Here is a 19,385-nt window from a genome sequence, read left to right on the forward strand (position 1 = left end):
CGATTCTTTTCGCCACTTCCGCAACGCGAGAAGAGCGGTCTCGATCGTTCAAGCTCCCACGACGTCAGCGTGGGGCTCGATTAGCTCCAACAAACGTCGTTCGATGAGTGCCCATGGCTGAGCTAGGTTGATAGTCGCGATGCGGATCGAATGGCCGTGAATGCGATAGTTCGCGTCGGGACGGGTCCTGGCTTCCGGGTAAAGCAGCATGCCATCGTACCGGTCGGTGCCCCCAGTCCCTTGAGCATTTCTGAGATACGCAAATAGCTGGTAAAGATGCCCAGAATGAAAGGTTTGTGCGCCTCTATAGCTCTGCAGCGCGTCCACGTAGTACTTGGTGTCAACGATAATTCGCCGCTCAGCCGATCGCAGAAAGACATCGACGCGCATCGTGGGCAGTTGGCCGTCACCAGCGTTCGATAGCTGCTCGGCGTTCCAGTTTAAGGTGAGGGGCTCCACAGCAAATGTACGCTGCTCGCGTCGATAAAAGTTGCGGACGAATGCCTCAAAGATGACGGCCATCTTCCGCTCGTCGCGCAGGACGTCATAGAACTTGAAGCCGGTCCCGCCCTCCGTGGGCAGTAGCGAATGAAAAGCGAGCTCCGCTACCCGCATTAGCAGTCGATACCCTGAGATGTTCCTGTGCAGGTAAACCCTCGAGAATACCGCCGCGTCCAAGCGAATGTGCGAGACGTCCGAGAGCTGCTGCGCTGCTTGCTTCAGCTCGTGCCTAATCGATGGTTCCAGGTCGCTGGCTCGCGCAAGCCTTAATAGGGATGCTTTCAGTATCTGGTTGTGAAGAACGTCGTGGCTCAGTTCGTCGAAGTGGCAACAGAGACGACGGGCCTGGCGCGACCGCAACCGAATAGTCTGACCTAAATCGATCTGCCCCCGCACGGTGGCAAGGTCTTCGTCATGCGGCAGGTATCCCCGATCTATTCCACGTCGAAGAAGGGTTCGAGTGCCGCCAAGCAGCACCTTGGCGAGAAGCGACGGCAGGTCAGGGCTAGCGCTGCGGCCTACCTCGGCAGTCTGGGCCTCCTCGAATCGGTCCCAGGCATAGCAGAACAAGTAATAGATGTTCTCTATCGGGATCTGTGCGATTGGTTCGCTCACGGTGGCGCCAAGAGTTTGCTCTCCCAATGAGCGACCTTTGTCGGAGCGTCGAACCAATACTCGCGCAGCAGATGCAGGATCTCCGTTCGGATGATCCGCTCATACCATGACCAAGCGTCCTCGCGATCAGATGGGCGGGAGCAAAAATAGCTATGCCCGATCTCGAACCCCGGACCAAGCGTAGTGGCATCGGAAACGATTTCGGTGTTGAGCGCTTCGATTCTCTGGATAAGCATTGATGCGATTGATGTGGAGACGCCGGCCGCGGTTAGCTGTGCTCTTAGCTTGGGAGAAGAAAGCTTCGGTACTAGATTGATAAAGGCGAAGCGTCGGCGGAGGGCATAGTCAACAACGGCCAACGATCGATCGGCGGTATTCATCAGTCCTAGCAGGTAGACGTTGCGCGGAACATGGAACGGCACTTTGCCTGAGGCCAGTGCAATCGCCCAATCTGGGAAACGCTTGTCGGCCTCGATAAGCAGCATCAGCTCGCCGAGGATCTTGCTGAGGTTACCGCGGTTGATCTCATCAATCACAAATACGTAGTTGCGGTCGGGGTCTGCCTCTGCGCGGCGACAGAACTCAACGAACTTGCCGGGGCGTAACTCAAAGCCGTCAGGTGTTGGTCGATAGCCCTCGACGAAGTCCTCGTATGAGTACGACTGGTGGAACTGCACAATGCCCAATCGCTCCCGATCCTTTGCGCCCAGCATGGCGAACGCCAGTCGTTGGGCGGCGAAGGACTTCCCGACGCCGGGCGGTCCCTGAAGTACGACGTTCTGCTTCGCCTGCCAGACCAGCATGATCTCCTCGGCCTCTGCCCGGTCGATAAAGAGCTCCTCAAGGGCGTCGTCCAGCGAGTACTCGTTGGCGAATGGCGCGGCCTCGCCATTCGCGCCATTGCCGGCCTCAATTTCGAAGTAAGGCAACTGCTTCCCTGAGAAGGCGTCATAGGCCCGATTGAGGATCGAAAGCAGTGTCGGCGTGGCCTCCGTTAGGTATGCGCCCTGATTGAGTTCTAGCTTTCTATTGTAGAACAGTCGGCTCGCACCAGCACGAACCAACTCAGAAAGCTCCGTCGCAAAAGGCTCCGTTGCGAGGAAAGCATTCCTTTCAAGAGGGGGGACGAGCTCCTCGAAGTCTTTCAGGGCGATCCTATAAGCGTCACCCTCCCATGCAGTGCCTGCAATTCCTCTAAACGTGTCATCTACAGCGGCATCGACTATCGACACACCCGTGATAGCGGTGTTGTCGGTCAGGTGGAACACGACATCGCCGGGCTGCACTTCACGCATGGAGGCGTAGATGTCGCCACCGCTCTTGGAACGTTGTGGCGACCATAAAGCTCGGCCCAGTCCGTGCTCACCGCTTTCCCGATCTCGCCGTTCGCTCACGATCGTCTTCTCGATCCAAAATCGGCGATTTGGTATTGTCGCTTCTTTCAATGCGGCTTCGACTAAATATCCAAGGCGTTGCAGTTCCCGCCTAGCGTCTGAACCGCTAAATTGCTCGTTGTCGAGTGGGGCGCCGCTGGGCAGGTATTGGTGCGCTACTCCGACGATGGCTTTCGACGGATAACGTCTATCTCCACTTACAGCCCAATGGGACAACGACGTGCCGAAGTTGTACGCCGCCATGAATTCTTCGAAACCTAGCGCGTCGTATTCGTCCATCGCTTTCTCAACGGCTTCACGGGTGAGCGTTGTGAGCTTTGGGCGCCGCGAGGTGCCGTCGCGATAGTTGCGGTAGTAGCTTATTGTGGTCCTAAAGTTGCTCAGATCGCGATAGATGTTCGGAGAGCTGAGCTGCAGCTTGGAGGGGTCTGGTCTGCCTTGTGCGTTGTCCTTCGACGAGTACGTCAGCGTCCTCATAACCGCCTCAAGGCGATCCGCGTCGAACGCACTATCCAAGTCACCGTAAGCTGCGGCCAGTTTTCGGGCTTCGAAGAGTTTTGTGTTGACGGTATTGGGGCGGTAGTTCGCCTCCAGCCACTCGCGAAACCCGCTCTCGTTCATTCCCACCCCCAACAAATGGAACTACCTTGCTCACACAACGATGGTCGGGTTGCAAGTGTTTTGCGGGCTGTTCGGCTAAGGCCTGAGGGTATCGTGTACCTAACAAGTGGCGCCAGCCGATGCCGTCCACTAGTACCTGGAGTGTGCAGCTCGAGATGAGGCCGGCGTCCAGTTTGGGCCCGGCGGCCGTCATGCGCCTTCAATTCGGTCGTTCGATTTCAATAATGAAGTGCTCAAGAGCTGCCGTCGAAAAGTTCGAGGTAATCGATATCCGCTCAAGGTGCAACCTGGCCACAGAACTCTACCAATCGGTCTCGTATCGGCCCGAGCCATGAAGTGATAGAAGAGTCAGCATGGTTTTCTTCCCGCATGGATCTACCGCGCGTATGTCATCAACTCACGACAAATCGATGACAGTCGGCACTGCGGGCTCCGCCCTATCTGGGCGGCTATCCGCTGCTTTATCGCTGTTCCTATTCACAAGGGGATTCTGACCCAGCGCAGCAATGTTGGCAACGCTGAAACGAAGAGCGCCGCTCAACCCTGCTGGGGAGCGGCGCTCAATAAGGTCCCTGTGCTTCCGCTACACCAAGCCCCCGTAAATGGTGGAGGCTACCGCATTCGAACCGGTGCTAAAGACTTGAACAGAGCGATACTCAGATATCAATGCGACAATTTGATGGCGAGGTCGCGCGAATCTTGGCAACTACATATGTACATTGCCACCTGACGGACTGGGGGACGAAATTGGCTGACAATAAGACACCCGAAGAGCTTGCGCGCTCTTCCGTAAAGGAGCGGTTTGTCGCGTTATCCGACAAATTGCTTCCAGCACTCATACTGATGTTCGGGTTCTCTCTGACCGTCCTGTCGATTGCGAATTACTTCATTCCCGACACACAACGAGCCGTTGAGATCACGCTGAGCCAAGCGAATCAGCTCCGCGAGAACGTGGCGGAATCGAAAAGGCTCGTCGCTAAGGTCCAGAACAGTCTTGCGGGTCAGCCGCTTCCGGCTGAAGCGCAGAGCGCGCTTCAAGACCTGAACAGGACGCTGGAGACCCTAATGTCCGACACCGAGAAAATGCGGCCGATCATCGAACGGAACTTGATTCAGCAGCTGATTGGTGAAGGTCCTGTCACCCGAGCCCACGCAGAGGAAGCTGCGCCGCCAACGCTTGCTGTAGCTGTGGGATGGATGCGTCAGGGCATTGTCGTCTTCATGATCCTCGCGATCACGATGCTTCTGGCCGTGTTTCTGATCATGTACTTCAAGACGACCGACCCCGAGAAGGTCAAATTCGCAGACAGCATGATCAGGATGATCGTGGGGTTTTACATCGGCGTAGTCACGGGACTGCTTGGGATACCGCCCATTTAAGAGGCTGGTGCGGCTTTCGCAGCCTTGCGCTTTGCCGCGTACAGCTTACGCCGACGTCGCTTCCCTGCTCCTACCCGCCACGTATGCGACTTCACGATATCGCAGTAGGTTTCGAAAGAGGCAACGCCGTTGGCCGACCTCGGGACGTCATAGAATTTTACGACGCGGGCCGGCGTGACCTCCGTGGTGCCGTGTTCAAGGGTGCAGTTGAAGATATCAATCTGCTTGGCGGGCTCTCGCGTCTTGTCTTGGTTCAACTGGAACCCCGCCTCCTCGACCGCGACCAAGAGCCCCTTGAATGCTTCAGCGAGCTGATCCTCATCAGGGCCGGAGAGACAGATATCGTCCATGTAGACGGATGCCGCGATACCGAGGGGAAGCTTGCGGATGTACGTGCCGATTGGCGATTCCGCGAGAACGAGCGTGGCCAATATGGGAGACTGCACGAAGCCATACGGGAGAACATACCCGCCCCCGGCAAAGGGGCTTTTCACCGTGGACCACTTCGCATAATACTCAGGCTTGCGAATTCCGATGGACTTCAGCACCCGTTTAACGCGATTGCGGCGGATGCTGTAGAAGAACTTCTCTAGGTCGATCCGGCAGAAAAACTGATTGTTCCTGTGCCGGTGGAGGGCCACTACGTGCGAGCCGTCCTTGAAGTGGTAGACGAACTTATCGAACGTATACTTCTTCGCAATTTTGCGTTTGAGCTTGGTGCCGAGGTCAGAACTGAAATCATTGGGTGCGAAGATCGGCTTGCCGTTCTTCCAGTATGAATGCAGGTAGTTTTCGAATGCGTGCGGCATAGTTGACAGCCTTGCTAAGCAGCTCAAGTGCAACATTTACGTTCTCAAGGATGAGAAGTACAAGTGCAAGATACTGCCCAGCAAGGCGTAGGCGCTTCTGATTTTTCTTCATCGGCGGTACCTCCATTGCTAGCTTCGGCCAATCCGCAACCTCATCTTCACGATGGAGTTGTCAACTGAGAGAGGGTTTAAGTCTCGAAGCCAATGCGCCATGAAGCCGTGAAGCCGTATAGTCACATATGGGCCAGCGCGAGGTGCGTCCTATCGCCGAAGCACCCAACATTTATTGATGCGCAGTTGCGTTTTCAATACTCTACAATGGCTTGCGAAAAATAACTTTTCGCTTGCCTATCAACCGGTGCGGGTCCGCGTATTACCAGAGGGGTTTAACCGCCTTTCAACGATGGAAACGCCCACAGGAATAATGGCTTCGCGGCAAAGTCGTAGAGGAGCGAAAGCAGGATCGTCACAAGCACGCCCGCAAAGAAGCTTATGACCTTACTCCGCAGCACTTCCCGTGGCGTGGGCATGCCTAAAGCCCGACGCACGGATTCGGCTTCCAATTCGGCCAGCTTCCGAAGGTCTTGATTATATGCCGACAGGTCTTGCTTTTCGGCGGTCGCCTTTTCAAGAGCGACTTGCAGCCGTTGCAATTCGGCCCTATTCTCTTCCGCGCTGGATTTCAGCTCGTCCATAGCCGAAAGAGCTTCAGCCAAGTTATCCCGCGCTAGGTCAATTTTCTGAATCCGCTGATCGACGGTGACTTCCATCTCACCGAAATACGAGTTCAGTTTCCGCTCCAAGCCCACCCTTTTTAGCGTTGGACGAAGGAGGAAAATGCTGTCGATGAAAAAATCAGCCGCCGTTCTCAAAAGCGCGACGACGACGTCTCCTACGATTTCATCAGGGTGTTTTGCCACGTCAATTCCTCAGAACGGGATATCATCGTCCATGTCGCGGCTGAATGTCGGCTCAACCTTCTTCGGCCCCTCGATGCGCTTGCGCTCGACAGGGGGAGGCAACTTCACCTCGCCTTCCAAATCCTTGGCGTGGCCGAGCAGTTCGTTGATACGTTTGACGAGTTCGGTGAGCGGGTTCAGCCCTTCCCCGACCTTTTTCACCGCGTCAGCCGCGTCGATCATGAACGCCATGGCGTTGTCGAACCTTGTCCTGGCTCGGTCCACGTCGGCCGCAAAGGCGTTGAGTTTGCCGTAGAGAGAGTTTCGCTTTCGCTCTTCGATATCGGCCTTGTCCAACACCTCCCTAATCGCCGTGATCAAGGAATGGACGCGCTCTCGGGTCGGAGCGTCGAGGCTGACAGAATATACCTTTACGAGCCGCGCGGCTTTCACCTGCGAACGGATCACGTAGCTCCGCGTAAAGAGTTTGAATTCGTTGATGGTCGAGTATGCGGCGTCCCAATCCGGGATGCGCCAGCCGTTGAACTCTTCCACTTCGAGGGCTTTCGCCGCCGACAGTACGTTGTTCATGAACTCGATCCCGACCTGACGGGTATCGTCGTTCTCGCCGTAATTGCCTAGCTCCTCCTGATAGAGGGCGGTGAACTCTTCGATGTATTGAAGCAGAGCAATTTCATCATCGTCGGGAAAGTTTTCAAAGTCCGGCACTGAAGCGTCCCCAGCTGACCACCACGATACTTAAATAATAGTGCCCCGCAGTCCAAACAATCTCGTTTCCTGCTAAATTGGGGTTATCCCGTTCTTTATACGTTCTCGGGCCGGTAGGGGGCTTGGGGCTCCGCCCTCCCGTGCATCAAGCTCCTTCAGCCTGCGAGCGGTTCCCCGCGAAGGAGCTTGACCCTTGCCACCCGCTGTTCGTCACGAGGCAGACGGCCACGGCCGTCGTTCTAATTTCGATATCATCACCAGATGCCGAAGGTTCGGCCCAACAGGTAACCCGCCCCTCCCACAAGAAAGGTCAAAAGCACGGCGACAATCGAGAAGCGACCGTGCGCGCCCGCCTTGATGCCGAGGATTTCGAGGAAGAGGGAATCTTTGGGTTCCATGGCCGGTCCTTTCACCAAAAAAAAGTGAAGAACGTCGGCTGCTTGCTGCGCAAAATATCATATCGCGGGCGGCTCACAAGGGGTCACGTCGAGTCGGCGCCGAGGCTGGTACCAGACTCGGTCCACCTGCACGCTTGAAACTGCTGTCAAATTTATTTTCGAGTCGGCCCAAGAGTATAAACTCTGAGTCTCAGAGGCGCCTTCTAAGGGCGTTGTCCAGCACCGCTACCCTCACAGCTTGTTTTGCTGTAGCTCTCTCAAGGCCGATTGTAAGCAATTGAAAAGGCCAAGGGAGGTGGCATGGAATTCTTTCGGGCAGACAAGCGTGTCTTTGAACAGGGTGATGCTATCAACACGGCGGGGCACTTCGAGGACAAGCATCCTGAAGCAGGGAGGCATCTCGAAGCGTTGATGCGCGAGCGGAAACCAGCGGACAAACCGGATCGCTCGGAATGCCTGATGCTGTTTCGTGATGAAGAAGCCGCGCGGCTCTTTCACTCGAAGATGACCGGTGGCCACCTCTACAGGGTCTACGCCGATCCGGCGAGCATCCTCCACGAAGGAGACATGAACCTCGTCAACCAGCTTGCGGTGTTGGTCGCGGCCGGCGAGGCACCGATCGACGGCATCGACCGGTACTGGCGAGAGGAGCGGACAGATACCCCGATCATCGAAGTGCTGTTGAAGTCCGCCGTGATAGTCGAAGAGATAGCCGTGACCTCTAACGAGAAGGCCGAATACCTGTATAAGGCGGTCGGGATCAAGCGCACTTCCCCCTCAGATTTCGGCGATGACGACTATTCAATTCTAAGTGGCAATTCCAGCGAGTGAAGGTTCGGGCCTTCGCTAGCCCCCCGGGGTATTTTTCTACCCGAGTAGGCCCGTATGATTGGTTGTAGATCAGTTCCCCTTTTTTTCAAAAGCGCGACTTGACACCGCGCTGACCAAACCCTTTCGGCCTGGTCGCCGCAACTACGGCACCGCGTTGCTTAAGGACGCTCTTCTGCAAGTCGAATTCATCAGGAAGTTCAACCATCTCGCTGATTGAGCTAAGGGCATCAGGGGCTGCAGTCTATACTGATTTTGCATCCGGCCTGCCCCGGCTACAGATCTTGATGGCGCGGGGAGAGCCTAGATTGCCATGAACTCCCGGTCGTCCTGAGGATGCTCGGACTGGGCGCGCGTTCAAAAATCTTCCCGTCATAGAAGTTTCACATTTCCGCTTCCTTGTAGGGTCTCCTGGCAGCGGACCGTCAGCAATCGGCCCCGAAGCGGACATGTCACATCAAGCTTTAGGCACTCGGCTCCCTTGTCACTGATGGCCGTTATCAACCTTGGTGTTACGGCGCGCGCGACCAGACTGTGACGTAACGACAGCGTATACCGTAATGTTACAGTTTGACCGAAGCTGTTTGCGGAAATCCGCTAGCTAGACTTGATGCTCCCTTTACCCCATACGAGGACAACAAATTGACGTTTCGCCCCATCCAACGCGCCATTCACGGCTGAGGCCGTGATGGATAATCGACCTCGGACCCGCAAAGGGCAACGACTGGGTTCGATTTGACAAAGGGTGGCAAGAAGGCTGATCGCCTCTCAGCTGGGCTTAAGCAGTACACGAGCTTACGTTTCGCCGCCTGAACCAACTCTTGCCCCAATAGCGGCTCAGGGAGAATTAGAGCAGCTCCCTCTGAATATCCAAGGATCTGGCCGTTCGGCAAGTACCGAATGTGTTCCGCTTCGCTGTTAAAGGTTAGGAGGAGGTTGCCTTCTAGGTCCCAACCGCGGATGACCTCGCCATCTGCCGTAACTATAATCGTGCCGTCCGAATTAAAGTCCGCTTCCAGACGGCCACTCCACATCGGCGGAACCTTTGTCATGAGCCTTCCATCAATATCCCAGACGTACGCAGCGGCGGTGGTATCTGCAAGCAGCCTAGTGCCGGCTTCATTGAACTTGACTCGCCAAACCGGAAATCCGCCCTGTTGGTTTGGGAGCGCCGGAATCTCAAGCTTGCGGATGAGTTTACCATCGAGACCGAACAGGAGTACCGTTCCATCGCCTAAACCAGCAGCGATGATGTTTCCTGTCGAGGAGATGGCGGCATCCCACACTCGGCTTCCCAGATCACCGAAACTACGAATGAAAGTCCCATTTGTATTCCACAGCCTAAATGTATTGTCGCCGGAGACAGTCACAATAAGCTTCTCGTCCGCACTAATAACTCCGCTATGCCAGTTCTTTCCCGCCTTATAAGAGAAAATCCATTGGTCTGTGTCGATGTTTCCGAGAGGTCTGCCGACTGGGTAGTCTTCACCTTTTAATACCGCTATGAGCTTCCCTTCAGAAGTCCAGAGGCGAGATGAGCCATCAGAGGATGAAGTCAATGCAAGCTTACCGCTGGTCGAAAAAACTCCATTCCAGACATTGTCGGTATGCCCCGAGAGAACTTGAGCCTTCCCGGACGTCCATATCCGCGCCGTGCTATCAGCGGCAGTCGTAAGAAGCTTACCTTCGCTCGAGAATGAGGTTGACCAGACCCTGTCTTCGTGACCAATAAGAATCCCGCTTACTTCGCCAGACGGATCATATAGTTGAATTCTCCCGTACGACTCACCCCCACTAGATAGAGTGCCGTCTGAGGAGAGATCGACATCCTCCGCGTTAAAAAGAGTGTGTCGTCTTATATCAGTCCGCTCAGGGTACCAGATATTGGGTCCGTTAGACATGACGACCCCCCGGCCGTCAGGCGCGAAACGGCTGCTAAAGAACGCGTCGGGCGAAACCTTATGAGAACCGAGCGTTATCTGTTTCTCGACATCCCAGACCTTAGTCATTCCTTCCTGCGCATCATGAGAGAGCAATCTCGACCCATCGCCGCTAAACTCTACCCAACTCACATATCCTTTGTGCCCCCTTAGTGTTGAGACACGTGTGCCGCCGACTGACCAAATCTCAATGGTGCCATCGGACATCCCTACAGCCAAATGCCGCCCGTCTGAACTGATGTTGGCGGATGACGCCGACCCGACCGAGTCGGTAATTGGAACAGCGAATATCTCTTTGCCCTCAAGACTCCAGACCGCGGCTTTCTCGTTGTCAGCTGTTACAACCTGACGGCCGTCGGACGAGAAAACTGCTGTGTTAAGACCTCTGACAGAAGGAACCGATGCCACCTTCGTTCCATCGAGTTGCCAGATGTCCGCGCCAGCATCATCTGCTGAGAAGGCGATGATACTAGTTCCTTGGTTGTTTGATCGAAGCCAACGAACACTACTGTCATACGCTTTGAACGAAGAAGTTTTTTTGCCGGCTGTCGTCGACACAGTGATCCATCCAGATGATGATCCCGTAATAACTATCTTGCCCGCGCTATCGATATCCGCGACATCGCTTGAAACTGCGTCGGCGGGGACTGAGCCTATAACCTTTCCGTCTTCACCTATAACCCGATAGTCGCTGTCCTCACCCTCGCCCGCTTCCAACGCCAACAATCCTCGAGTTGTTTTCCTGGCAACGACGGTGGACGTTTCGGTGGGTCTGGTGACTTCATTGGAAATCTGCCAGTAGCTTCTTGAAAGCGCCGCCTGTAATTTTGGCTCAAGCGGTCTGGCAATGCCTCTTGCCTCGTCAGGCATCCCTTCAACAGCAATGGCCATGGCCTTCATGTAGTCCTGCTCCTTTGCAGCGAGGTCACTTTGTTGAGCTACCGCTATCGAATTGTTGATGCGAGCTTCGCGTGACGTCTCGGCTACCGACCTTTCGCTGCTGACCAAAAAGTAAATCAGCGGCGCGGCGACTGTGAACAGAACAACAATGCCTACAGATGCTGCTGTGATGATGATTTTACGGCGGCGCCGGGCTTCACGTCTGTAAAGAATGTCAAAACCGACACCCAGCATGCCAGCGGCTAGCCGCATCACCTCTGTAGCGATACTTGCCTTCTCAGATGTTACGTCTGCGGCCAATGGGATAGAACCGTTCGGACCAATGAGTTCGGCGGAAAATGCGCCATCTTGCTGTGCTTCAGACCACACCTCGGATGTCCCGCGAACGATGATGCAAAGTATGTTGGCGGCTCGGCCCAGCGAACGAAAAAATCGTATTTCTTCGTTCACCCATCGGGAGCAGGCCGCCTCGGGGGAGCATACCACTACAAGGTATGCTGACGCCCGGAGATTAGCTTGCAGTGCATCAGGGAGTGAAGAAGTGGATGGAAGTTCATCTTTGTCCCTAAATACCGGACGCAATGCTCGATGACTACGCAGACCGTCGGGTAGTCCTCCCACAAAATCCGCTGGGATTTTTATTCGCTCCAGTTCTTGATGGATTTTTGCTGCGGTGGCTTCGTCACGATGGCTGTAGCTTATAAAAGCAAAATATCGGAAGTCCACAAGTCTTACCCCGCAAAAAAGATTCGATATCCTGAATCTATATTATTGATGGCTTTTAAAATGGCTAGTCTCCATATAGCACAACGGTAGCGTCACTGCGCCGGAGGTGTCGGTCGCATAACACGAATCCAGAGAGGCGGCATTTTGGGGCAGGTTGAGACAATTCCAGTTCTAATCGGGATTACTGGGCACCGTGATGTTCGCGAGGAAGACAAAGCACCAGTCCAGAAAGCATTGGTGGCGGAATTTCGTGGTTTGAGAGACCGATATCCAAGTTCACCCATATGGCTAATGAGCAGCCTTGCAGTTGGAGCCGACACCATCGCTGCTGACGCCGCGTTAGAAGTTGGCTCGATAGAGCTTGCTGTGGTGATGCCTCTTCGAGAAGAAGACTATCTGGACGATTTCGTTGTTGCTGGCGATAGAGAAAAATATCGCAGCCATCTGGCCCGCGCCGCCGCCGTCTTTTTTCCTTCCGAAGGCCTAACTTTCGAAAATAGAAGTGAACATTATTTTCGCGCAGGCGAGTTCATTGCTGCTAAAGCTCAGATTGTTTTTGCCGTGTGGGACGGGGTCTTCGAGCAAGCCGACGGTACTGGCCCGCCTCGAGTTCTCCGAGGCGGCACTGCTGATATTGTCAAAATTTGTCGAGAAGGTACGCGTTCAACAAGCCTGCTTGCGCTTCCAGAACCAACCTCTCTCGTTCATGTAATGGCTCTTCGAGAGCAATCGGATATTGGGCTCGTCGAGCAATATCGATCGAAGGTTGGAATGGTACAACCTGTTCCCAAGGATGATATCAGCGGTGCCCAGCGCATCGCACTGGCACTGGCAGCCATTGATCGCTTCAATCAGAACGTCAGCAAGGTCGGAAGGTCAAGTTCTGCGCGCAGCCTAGTGCGATACGATAGCCGCCTTGAGGGCGTTTTCGCTCAGGCCGACGAGTTAGCGTCGCGGCTACAGAAACAACGACTTTTTGGCATCCGCTTGGTCACGTTTCTTACCGCCGTCGCGGTGGTGCTTCATCAGATCTATTCCGGAGTGGCGATGAATTTGGGTTGGCTTTTGTTGCACCTCGGCGCTGTGTTTGCCGCATTGGTTGCCTATGGCCAATTCTTTCGAGGAAGTAAGCGACGAGATGCCCGGTTTCTTGATTGGCGCGCTCTGGCCGAAGGACTGCGGGTGCAGATATTCTGGAGCCGAGCGGGAGGGGTCGGCACGGTGCCAGATTTCTATTTCTCAGAAGACACTGATGAGCTTGAGTGGCTTAGGCACGCAGTAAGGAACGTCATTGTTACAAGTAAAATCGATCTCGCCGAAAATGACCTTGTGCGCATCAAGTATGACTGGCTTATAGAGCAAAAGGAATACTTTCTTCGGGCAGCTCCCCACAACGTGTTTTATGACAGAGTATTTAGATGGATTACACGAGTATCCATCGGTCTTGGAGCTTGCGCGACTTTTGTCGCACTCTTAGTTCACTTACTAGATCGGGAAGCGTATATCTTGAATATTGTCATTTTCATTTCTGCGATGTTCTTCCTACTGGCAGCGGTAGCAAAAGCATATGCCGATCAAATGGCGTTTGCGGAATTGGCAGTTCGGTATGGCGTAATGGCGAAGATCTTCGCTTTGGCGGAACTAAGGTTCAGCAAAGCCGCAGCGGAGGGTCGCGAGGATCAAATGAGGGAGGTCTTATGTGCGGCGGGTAAGGAATCTCTAGCCGAGAATTCTGCTTGGGTTCGCTCACACCGACGCCGTGACCTAGAACTCAACTTCAATTGATTGACGCGGTATGCCGAGAGCATCCGGCGAACAACGCAGTTCGACAATTCTTGATGGAACCGGCCCGGCCGAGCAATATCCGCGCCTAATTCGGCAGATGACATAACCCGCCGGAAGACGTCCTCGGAGTGCCCGGCTACGAAGCGTTCTGGTCATGTGAGCGACGGTATTCCCAGCCTCAGGGTTTGACTGGGCGAACTTAGGGCCAGAAGAACCTGCCGTTCGGGAGGCGCTCGCAATTAAGGCTCAGAACGGGCTCTCGCTTTGAGCCGCCTTAAAGACTTCGGGATAGAGGTACATCGCTTTTACCCTCGTGCTGGTGCAGTCTTGGCGCGTGACAACATCGCGAACGGCGTCGAACCGCGCGTTGACAGACCTCCACACCTCGTCTCGTAATGATTTTGGGGCATCGGAAGCTGTCATCAGCAAGGTGAGGTTCTTCTCAATCGCAGCGACGTTCTCGGATGTGAATGCCGCGCCTTTTTCAGCGCAAAATTTACCCAACACGTAATTCTGGAAGTATAGTTCGAGTAGTGCGGCATCCATCGCATGTTTGATGGCGCCTGAAGGTAATGCGAATGCTACCCTAAACCCTTCGTTTGGAGAGAGCCGCTCCGTCGTTTCTACTACCGGCTTTTCCAAGTTTCCAAGGAACCGAGCATTTTTCTGCGTACCGCCGATTCCCGTACTATAGCCGACGGATTGCGCGATCACGCCCGGCGGGAGATGGAGCGTTATCGACGCCTTCTCAACGACAAAATCCCAGCCTCCACCGACGACATCCCAAGCGAGGTTCAGGTTGCCGGGCTGGTCGCGGATGTGTTTGCTGATCTTATACGTGAAGCGATAGCGATGGGGTCCAAAGGGCAGAAACACCGTCTCCGATCCAGTATAAATTCGGGTACCGATTTCCACTTGTTCTGCGCGCCACTTTTCCGGCTGCCCGTTGCGTTCGACAGAGAGGACTTGAAAGTCCTGCTTTAGCAGCTGTGCGAGGGTGTCGTTTTGCCGCCAAGGAAAATCGCGGAAGAGCCCACGCCGTATTCTTTTACCTTCCGACACGATAGAGATATCTTCTATCACCGTAAGCACGTTCTCTCTGTCTAACGTGACGCTGACATCGTACGATGTTATTCTTTCTCCCAACTCTTCGGCGACACTCGCGCTAGCCATTAGAAGAAACGCTGCCAGATGTGCAAACGCTTTAAGCATTGTTCCTCGCCACCTTTGCCTTGCTCGCCGAACGCCATGTGAAAAATGACCCTACGGCGAGAATGAGCGCCACAACCGCCCAAACTGTCAAGTCACTGAAGTTTCCGCTCGCACCGGCCGCCAAAGCCAGCAGCGAAGCTACTGCGAACACGACCATCGCCACCATCGGCAAGCCGAACGAAAAGGCTCCGCCGACGAAGTAGAGAACCCCGACCAGCATGCCGACCGCACCGGCATCGGCCGTCGCTTGCTCCCCGAGCATGTGAGAGGCGGTGCCGACGGTGCAGGACTGCAGCAGCACGAGCAGTCCCAAAAACATCGAAATAATCCCGATCGCGATTTTCATTGTCCCTCCCAATTCACGATTTTTTTGACTTTCAAATTTTAGGCGCGCCGCCCGGGCGAGGGGCAAGGCAAAGGTCCGCAGCGTCAGCGAGCTACGCCGCTCAAGATCTGGTTCTTCAGCTGTGCGTACTCCGCGTCATCGATCGCACCAGACGCACGCAGCGCGGCTATTTTCTCGATGCGATCGACCACTGACCCGTTGGCGGCTTGAGATGCTGCTGGGGCGGTAGCAGGGGCGGAATGCGAGTGAGGCTGAGGCTGAAGGGGTAGGCCGTACCGATTCGGCCCCGGCGTCGGCGTGAAGCAGCCGAACGCGATGAAGGCGACAATCCCGATGCCGGGAATCAGGCACAACAACACCAGCCACCCGCTGCTGCCGGAATCGTGCAGTCGTCTGACGATGATCGCCAGCGACGGGATATAATGCCCGACTACGGCCACTGCGGAGACCAGTGGCTGCGGCTCACGGCCTCCGCTGATCATAATGTCGATGATGAAGGTGCCCACCGCGATCCCCACGAGGGCGAGGTGGTAGAACCAAAACTGAGCTCGCGTTGATCGCCCCGAGAAGTCGAAGTAGCGGCGCATGGCGTCAATGTAGGCGGTCATCGTGGAATTCCCTTAGATACCTTGCCTAACCGCATATGATCGACCCCCTCAGAGGCATCGGTTCGGTTGCGAGGTGAAACGTGTTGCAACGAATATGGGACTGACAGTCCGTCGATTGTCAAGCACTCAATGTGGCCTTGTGCGCCATCATGGACGCCCGCAAACTCATCGGCTGGAATCTGCGCGAGCTGCGCGTCGAGCGAGGCCTTTCTCAAGAAAGGCTTGCGCTTGAGGCCGCGATCGACCGGTCGTACGTGGGCCGAATCGAACGGGGCGAGGAGAACGTCACTATCTCGGTTCTGGAAGCTCTGGCAGCGGCCCTGGATGTCAGGGTCGGCCGTTTTTTCGCTGAGGTTGACCCGGCCCGGCCCCGACCTGCGGCGATGCGAGCAGGACGAAAACCGAGCAACACCTGACAAAAAAGAAGCCGCGAAATGATCGCGGCTTTGGGGGTCAACGTCCACTTGAAGCAGGAGGCTCAATATTCGTCCTCCCGCATGATCGTCATGACGCGTGTCGTCACCGCTGGGTCGGCTGGATCGGGTGATAAGTACTCCAGGTCGCTATCGAAATGGTCGATCTTCCAAAAGTACCCTTGCCCTGCGACCAGTACGCGACCGAACTCATGTTCGCCGTGCGGATCGTTCGCCGCATCGAAGGCATCAAACTGGCGCACGGCCTGCAGCAGCTGCGCCCGCTCATCGTCGAGGAGAGCTTGAACAGCGCGCGTCAGCATCACCCGCCCCCCGGTGAACGTTTCTCTTAGGCGATCGTTGAGGTCGCTGATCAGCGGGGTCCTGTCGAGGTTCATCGTCGTGAGCTGCCGAAGGTTGAAGGTGCCTGGCCGATATCGATCATCGGCAATATCGTGATCGTCTGCATGATGGCCTCAGGCAGCCACATGCTTGGGATGTAGCAGGGCGATATCGGTGATGCCCCGGGTGAAGTTGGGAAGATCTGGCCAATCACGCCACTTCAGACGAAACTGCTCGTTGGCGGCCTGTTCGATCACCTCGGCCTCGAACCAACCTTCGGACGGGGCGTCTTCTGCCAGAACCAAATCGCCGACCACGATCTTCGACCAGTCCTCCGGCTGGCGTGGTGGCACTTCGCCTTTGCTGGCCTTGGCATATCCTTCGGCTGCTGCCGCCTGTGCAGCTTCGACCCGAGTAGCAGTCGAGGTCACGAACTCCTCATCGAAGTACGTCGCGAGCTGATCGTATACCGTACGCTTGACGAACGGCACGAAGGCCTTGCCGCTCTCGAACAGCTTGCCTCGGGGTAGTTTCGCCCCGATCATGGCCAGTTCGTCGTTGGTGATGGGGAGCAATGCCATGTCCATGAGGTCGGCGGCGACGGCTGCGGCATCGCCATCCTCTTCACTGAACCAGGACGCGTGAGGCTTTCCCTGATCGTCGAGGCCGACAAGAATGTGCGCGGCGGCGGGTACCTCGGCCACCGTTGCCACCTTCGGCGTCACCGCGGGTACTATGGGTATTCCACCGAGTATCGAAACTGACGGCAATGTGATCTTCGATGAACGATTGTTCGAAACTGCGCTTGACGATGTGTGCATGAGGGTTCTCCTGAAAAGCAAAGAGCGCCAAATTGGCGCTCAGGGTCGTCAGTCGCAGGCATTCGAAAACTGGCGATTAAACTGCGATGACATGCAACTTATAAGACAATAAACACAAAATGTCAACCATTAGTAGCTTTAACGAGTTTCGCGATCAGCGAGCGCAACGGCATATCACGATAGAAAATTCCAGACATCTAGTCGCGCTTGCGCTGAAGGTGAGCCTCCAAAATCTTGAAGGCGGCCGCTACCTCGTCACCTTGTTCGTCCAGCCCCCTTAGTTTTTCTTCTGGGTATTCAAACTCTTTTAAAATGCGAGCCCGTCTGGTCATTGCGTCAACCGCTGTGCCCATCTTTAACGACGTAAGGGCGAGTTCGACGGGGATTTTGGACTTCTGTTTGTCCCTCGCTGGAGATGCGCCCGACAACTCCCGCTGCGCTTTAGTTGCAGCAGCGCGGGCTTCATCGAGGGCCTCCTGCAATTGGGGCAGGAGTTGATCCAGCGCCAAACCCAGTTTGCAAAGTCTGCGAAGCGCATCTGCTCTTGTCGCCACTTTGTTCGCGTATCGCCATTCGTCAACCTCCAGTAGTTCGCGTTCTGACATCATGAATGGGACGCGTTTTTCGCGGGGCTCGGTCATGTCTTTTCCTTGAGCTACTGGCACAAGTAGCCTTGACATACATCCGCTCATATGTAAATGAGGTAACAATGACGCTACTGGCACAAGTAGCGTCAGTCTCGTGACGAGGAAGGAGGCGTTGGCGGTGGTATCGTCAGAGTTTGTTGCTGTAGGCGAAATACAGCGGGATAGCCCCCTTAGGCTTTCAGTGGCTGCCCAACTCGGCTTTCCCGACGGTTCGATGACGGCAAACGGCCTTAGGAGAGAAATCGAGAAAGGTAACCTCGCCCATGAGCGGATAGCAGGGAAGATTTATACAACCCTCGGCGATATCGTCGATATGAGGATGAAATGCCGCGAAAATCAAAAGGAGCGCGACTCCACTGGCGTAAACCCCGCTCGGGTCGTCCGGGACAATGGGTCATCCTCGACGGAACAACTGAGCGCAGCACGGGATGCGGCGAGGATGGTCGCGCAAAGGCTGAGATTGCCCTCCAAGGCTACTTAGCTGAAAAACATCGCCCGGAATGGGGGCGGGGGGATCCGGGCGAGGTGGCGGTCGCCGATGTTCTTGCTTTCTACGGTGAGCAACGCGCGCCGGAACTCGCCCATCCCGAACTCGTCGGTTGGCACATCGGGACTCTTCTCGAATTCTTCGGCGATAAGATGTGCTCGTTTATCGACGGCACCTCCTGCCGCGGTTATGTCGCGGCGCGCACCAGCGGTAGGATTGGCAAGCGCGCCGTGAAGGCAGGAACTGCCCGGCGAGAACTTGAAACACTCGCTTCGGCGTTGAACTTCGCCCACAGGGAGAAAAAGCTTCTCTACCCCGTGCCCGTCACCTTCCCGGCCAAGTCACCGGCTCGCGAACGTTGGCTTGCGCGCTCTGAAGTGGCAATGCTCTTGGCGGGGGCCTTAGGAATCGTTCCAGTCGCCTGCGATATCGAGACACGCAAGCCGGTCAAATGGGGCAGGATGTTTAAGCCCGCCTACCATGTGGCCCGGTTCATCCTGCTGGCTCTCTACAGCGGCACGCGACACGAGGCCATCCTCGCGCTGCGTTGGGGCGTGAATTCGTCCGGCGGGTGGATAGATCTTGATAATGGCATTCTCTATCGGCGAGGACAGGGGCAAGCTGAAACGAACAAGCGACGAACGCCGGTTCCTATTCCAGAAAATCTCCTGCCTCATGTAATTCGTTGGCGCAGAATCACGACCATCGGGCCGGTCGAATACGCGGGCAGATTAATCAAGAAAGAGCGACGTGGATGGGATCGTGCTCGTGATCTGGCCGGTCTTGGTGAAGAGGTCACGCCGCACATAATGAAGCACACCTGCATCACATGGATGCTTCAGCGAGGTGTCCCATTCTGGGAGGTCTCGGGCTTCACGGGGACTTCCGAAAAGACCATCCGTGACACATACGGGCATCACTCGCCTCATCACTTAGAAACCGCCAAACGGCGATTTCATGGGCGAAACTTGGGCAAATAAATTA

The 19,385-nt window shown here is 55.4% G+C and carries 18 protein-coding genes; 5 read left to right on the plus strand and 13 right to left on the minus strand.

All coding sequences use genetic code 11. The features are described from left to right. Window positions 1-48: 48 nt before the first annotated feature. Together C5J24_RS25340 and C5J24_RS25345 are read right to left on the minus strand one after the other, a co-directional pair. A complete protein-coding gene (locus tag C5J24_RS25340; protein ID WP_172724136.1) occupies window positions 49-1,116 on the minus strand; it encodes a hypothetical protein in 1,068 nt (355 codons plus the stop codon). Beyond that, window positions 1,113-3,131 carry an AAA family ATPase gene (locus C5J24_RS25345; RefSeq protein WP_105421842.1) on the minus strand — a complete coding sequence of 673 codons (2,019 nt, stop codon included), beginning with the start codon at window positions 3,129-3,131 and terminating at the stop codon, window positions 1,113-1,115. The genes C5J24_RS25340 and C5J24_RS25345 overlap by 4 nt, the downstream gene beginning before the upstream one ends. Window positions 3,132-3,878: 747 nt before the next feature. Between C5J24_RS25345 and C5J24_RS25350 the strand changes: the two genes are divergently transcribed. After that, a complete protein-coding gene (locus C5J24_RS25350; protein WP_172724137.1) occupies window positions 3,879-4,511 on the plus strand; it encodes a hypothetical protein in 633 nt (210 codons plus the stop codon). Here C5J24_RS25350 and C5J24_RS25355 read toward each other — a convergent pair. The 4 genes from C5J24_RS25355 to C5J24_RS32080 form a co-directional block, all read right to left on the minus strand. Continuing rightward, window positions 4,508-5,320, minus strand: a complete 813-nt coding sequence (locus C5J24_RS25355; RefSeq protein WP_105422042.1) for a reverse transcriptase domain-containing protein — start codon at window positions 5,318-5,320, stop codon at window positions 4,508-4,510. The genes C5J24_RS25350 and C5J24_RS25355 overlap by 4 nt on opposite strands. Window positions 5,321-5,706: 386 nt before the next feature. Continuing rightward, window positions 5,707-6,240 carry a hypothetical protein gene (locus C5J24_RS25360; protein WP_105421846.1) on the minus strand — a complete coding sequence of 178 codons (534 nt, stop codon included), beginning with the start codon at window positions 6,238-6,240 and terminating at the stop codon, window positions 5,707-5,709. Between the two features lie 9 nt (window positions 6,241-6,249). After that, a complete protein-coding gene (locus C5J24_RS25365; RefSeq protein ID WP_105421848.1) occupies window positions 6,250-6,948 on the minus strand; it encodes a hypothetical protein in 699 nt (232 codons plus the stop codon). A gap of 254 nt (window positions 6,949-7,202) precedes the next feature. After that, window positions 7,203-7,346: a hypothetical protein gene (locus tag C5J24_RS32080; RefSeq protein WP_172724138.1), complete on the minus strand. Its 144-nt coding sequence runs from the start codon at window positions 7,344-7,346 to the stop codon at window positions 7,203-7,205. A gap of 300 nt (window positions 7,347-7,646) precedes the next feature. Here C5J24_RS32080 and C5J24_RS25370 point away from each other — a divergent pair, with 300 nt between their 5' ends. After that, entirely contained in the window at window positions 7,647-8,177 is a 531-nt protein-coding gene (locus C5J24_RS25370) for a hypothetical protein (protein ID WP_105421850.1), read from the plus strand. Between the two features lie 668 nt (window positions 8,178-8,845). Here the strand turns inward: C5J24_RS25370 and C5J24_RS25375 are convergent. Further along, window positions 8,846-11,740 carry a TIR domain-containing protein gene (locus C5J24_RS25375; RefSeq protein ID WP_105421852.1) on the minus strand — a complete coding sequence of 965 codons (2,895 nt, stop codon included), beginning with the start codon at window positions 11,738-11,740 and terminating at the stop codon, window positions 8,846-8,848. A gap of 291 nt (window positions 11,741-12,031) precedes the next feature. Here C5J24_RS25375 and C5J24_RS25385 point away from each other — a divergent pair, with 291 nt between their 5' ends. Beyond that, on the plus strand, window positions 12,032-13,525 hold the full coding sequence (locus tag C5J24_RS25385; RefSeq protein WP_172724139.1) for a hypothetical protein: 1,494 nt from the start codon (window positions 12,032-12,034) through the stop codon (window positions 13,523-13,525). A gap of 246 nt (window positions 13,526-13,771) precedes the next feature. On the opposite strand, the gene C5J24_RS25390 is transcribed toward C5J24_RS25385, so the two are convergent. From C5J24_RS25390 to C5J24_RS25400, 3 genes are all read right to left on the minus strand, one after another. Further along, window positions 13,772-14,737 (minus strand): DUF2207 domain-containing protein, encoded by a 966-nt coding sequence (locus C5J24_RS25390; protein ID WP_105421858.1) that lies wholly within the window; start codon window positions 14,735-14,737, stop codon window positions 13,772-13,774. Continuing rightward, on the minus strand, window positions 14,730-15,083 hold the full coding sequence (locus C5J24_RS25395; protein WP_105421860.1) for a hypothetical protein: 354 nt from the start codon (window positions 15,081-15,083) through the stop codon (window positions 14,730-14,732). Before C5J24_RS25395 ends, C5J24_RS25390 begins: the two co-directional genes overlap by 8 nt. Before the next feature lie 83 nt (window positions 15,084-15,166). After that, window positions 15,167-15,691 carry a DUF805 domain-containing protein gene (locus C5J24_RS25400; RefSeq protein ID WP_105422044.1) on the minus strand — a complete coding sequence of 175 codons (525 nt, stop codon included), beginning with the start codon at window positions 15,689-15,691 and terminating at the stop codon, window positions 15,167-15,169. 149 nt (window positions 15,692-15,840) lie between these two features. On the opposite strand from C5J24_RS25400, the gene C5J24_RS25405 reads away from it, so the two are divergent. Next, the gene (locus C5J24_RS25405) at window positions 15,841-16,107 is read left to right on the plus strand and encodes a helix-turn-helix domain-containing protein (RefSeq protein WP_105421862.1); all 267 of its coding nucleotides are present in this window, start codon (window positions 15,841-15,843) and stop codon (window positions 16,105-16,107) included. A gap of 62 nt (window positions 16,108-16,169) precedes the next feature. On the opposite strand, the gene C5J24_RS25410 is transcribed toward C5J24_RS25405, so the two are convergent. From C5J24_RS25410 to C5J24_RS25425, 3 genes are all read right to left on the minus strand, one after another. Next, window positions 16,170-16,502 (minus strand): DUF3768 domain-containing protein, encoded by a 333-nt coding sequence (locus tag C5J24_RS25410; protein WP_105421864.1) that lies wholly within the window; start codon window positions 16,500-16,502, stop codon window positions 16,170-16,172. A 78-nt stretch (window positions 16,503-16,580) separates the two neighbouring features. Further along, window positions 16,581-17,150, minus strand: coding sequence for a hypothetical protein (locus C5J24_RS25415; RefSeq protein WP_105421866.1), 570 nt, complete (start codon window positions 17,148-17,150; stop codon window positions 16,581-16,583). Between the two features lie 314 nt (window positions 17,151-17,464). Further along, entirely contained in the window at window positions 17,465-17,908 is a 444-nt protein-coding gene (locus tag C5J24_RS25425) for a hypothetical protein (RefSeq protein ID WP_105421870.1), read from the minus strand. Between the two features lie 330 nt (window positions 17,909-18,238). On the opposite strand from C5J24_RS25425, the gene C5J24_RS25430 reads away from it, so the two are divergent. After that, the gene (locus tag C5J24_RS25430) at window positions 18,239-19,381 is read left to right on the plus strand and encodes an integrase (protein ID WP_105421872.1); all 1,143 of its coding nucleotides are present in this window, start codon (window positions 18,239-18,241) and stop codon (window positions 19,379-19,381) included. Window positions 19,382-19,385: the final 4 nt, after the last annotated feature.

The sequence above is a fragment of the Neorhizobium sp. T25_27 genome (assembly GCF_002968565.1).
Classification (GTDB): Bacteria; Pseudomonadota; Alphaproteobacteria; order Rhizobiales; family Rhizobiaceae; genus Neorhizobium; species Neorhizobium tomejilense.